The 1,808-nt window shown below is 54.3% G+C and carries 1 protein-coding gene; it reads right to left on the reverse strand.

Annotated features, from left to right (window positions below):
* Positions 1-26: 26 nt before the first annotated feature.
* The gene (locus AC2FNC_RS20715) at positions 27-1,553 is read right to left on the reverse strand and encodes an amidase (RefSeq protein WP_480607559.1); all 1,527 of its coding nucleotides are present in this window, start codon (positions 1,551-1,553) and stop codon (positions 27-29) included.
* Between the last annotated feature and the right edge of the window lie 255 nt (positions 1,554-1,808).

Consider the following 1,808-nt stretch of genomic DNA (forward strand, 5'->3'; position numbering starts at 1 on the left):
GAGCCCAATGCGGACCTCGTTTATGGTCATACTGGAATAAACTTGGCGGAATATGGCGCCCAGTTTTCTTTCCATGGTCTGGCCTGTTCAAGTTCGTAAGATAGCTCGACAAGCGTGGCGTCGTTTCCGGCTGCTGCATGGAACATTGATCCAACCGGCATGTTTGTTTCAGAGGAGAATGAAAGCGGAAGTGAGATCGCGCAATCGCCCACGGCATTCACCGGGGAAGTCAGCGCCAGCAAATTCTCAAGAAGATGGGCTTTGAACGCGAAGTCGTCACGGTGGCTGACCGCACTCCGCTTCAATGTCTCGGAAGGGGAAGTGGCACTAAAGATAACGTCGTAGTTCGCAAAAACTGCCGCGAACTTGGCCGAAATGTCATTGAAATAATCCAACCCTTCCTGCCGTTGTTCCGTGGAATAGGACTGCCCCTCCAGCATCGTTGTTGCCGTCCAGTTGGACAGGAGCCCAGTATCAAGCGATGTCTGACCACTGGTGCTGCGCGCCAAAGAGAGCAGCGGCGCAAACTTTGGCAAAAACGCATAGCGGAACATGCGAAGATACTCTGCTCCGTCGATCGGATGTTCGATGACAGTCACTTCGTGCCCGAGTTCACGCAATAATTCTGCGACGGCGTCCTGTGCCCGCACTATGGCAGCGACGGGTTCAACACCTTTGGTGCCCATCCGGGCATACGCGACCTTCAGACGGCGTTTCGATGGTCCTTCGATGAAACCGATCGGCGGAAAAGGACCGGCTTTGTCTTCGCAGACATCGATCAATGCAGCCGCATCGCGCACGGTTCTACAAATCGGTCCATTCGTCTTGAACGTATCGTGGCTGCCGTCCTGTTCGCCTGACATCATGCGGCCCCGAGAGGGCTTGAAACCAATGACATTGCAGGCACTGGCGGGAAGCCTGTTTGACCCACCGCCATCTGTGCCATGCACAAGCGGCACTATTCCCGCTGCAACCGCACAGGCCGCGCCAGAACTTGAGGCATTGCACGAATAGTCAAGGTTCCAAGGATTGATCGCCATCCCGTAGAGTTCACTGTCAAGACCGTTGGCGAACTCGGGGGCAACGGTTGTTCCGATCATGTTAAGCCCCGATGCTTCCAGAGCATCGACATAGGCGACGGACTTCTGCGGAATATTCGTTGCCCAAAGCCGGGAGCCATCTGTCCGTCTGACACCCCCAACATCAACCATGTCTTTAAGCATCGTTGGCACACCGGCGAAAAACGTATCCGGGGATATTTCTCGCGCTTTTTCCAGCGCGCGGTCAAAGGTAGGTGTCGCCATACAATTGACTATGGGGTTCAGTGCTTCAATCCGGCGGATAACCCGCTCGACGAGTTCGATCGCAGAGATTTCTTTCGTTTTTACAAGTTGCGCTAGCCCGACTGCATCGTATTCGACCAGGTCGTCAAGTTGCCGCGTTCCGGCAAATGAAGAATTTGACGAAAGGCTCACACTGCCAAGAAAGGCACCTGTTGCCCCAACTGTTCCAAGGAATTTTCGGCGCGTCAGGCGTTTTTTGGGAAATGCCAAGGGATCGGCCTCCGGTTCATGATCGACGACAAACATCTGAACTGTTACATGCCGCACCGAAAATGTGAACCGAGGCAGCGACAAATGGAATATCCGTGAAGTCTGTGTTTTAAGGCTGAGTGCAGAAGAAAATAGCGCGACGGACGGGCTGCATGCTGGTCAATTGCTTTCTCGCTCCATGCACTATTTGCCTATGACCGCTTAGTCGGCATTGCGGTCGCTCGCGATATTCGGGCGAACGTCTGCACCGAGCCC

It is taken from the genome of Ruegeria sp. BHSA123, from assembly GCF_059613425.1.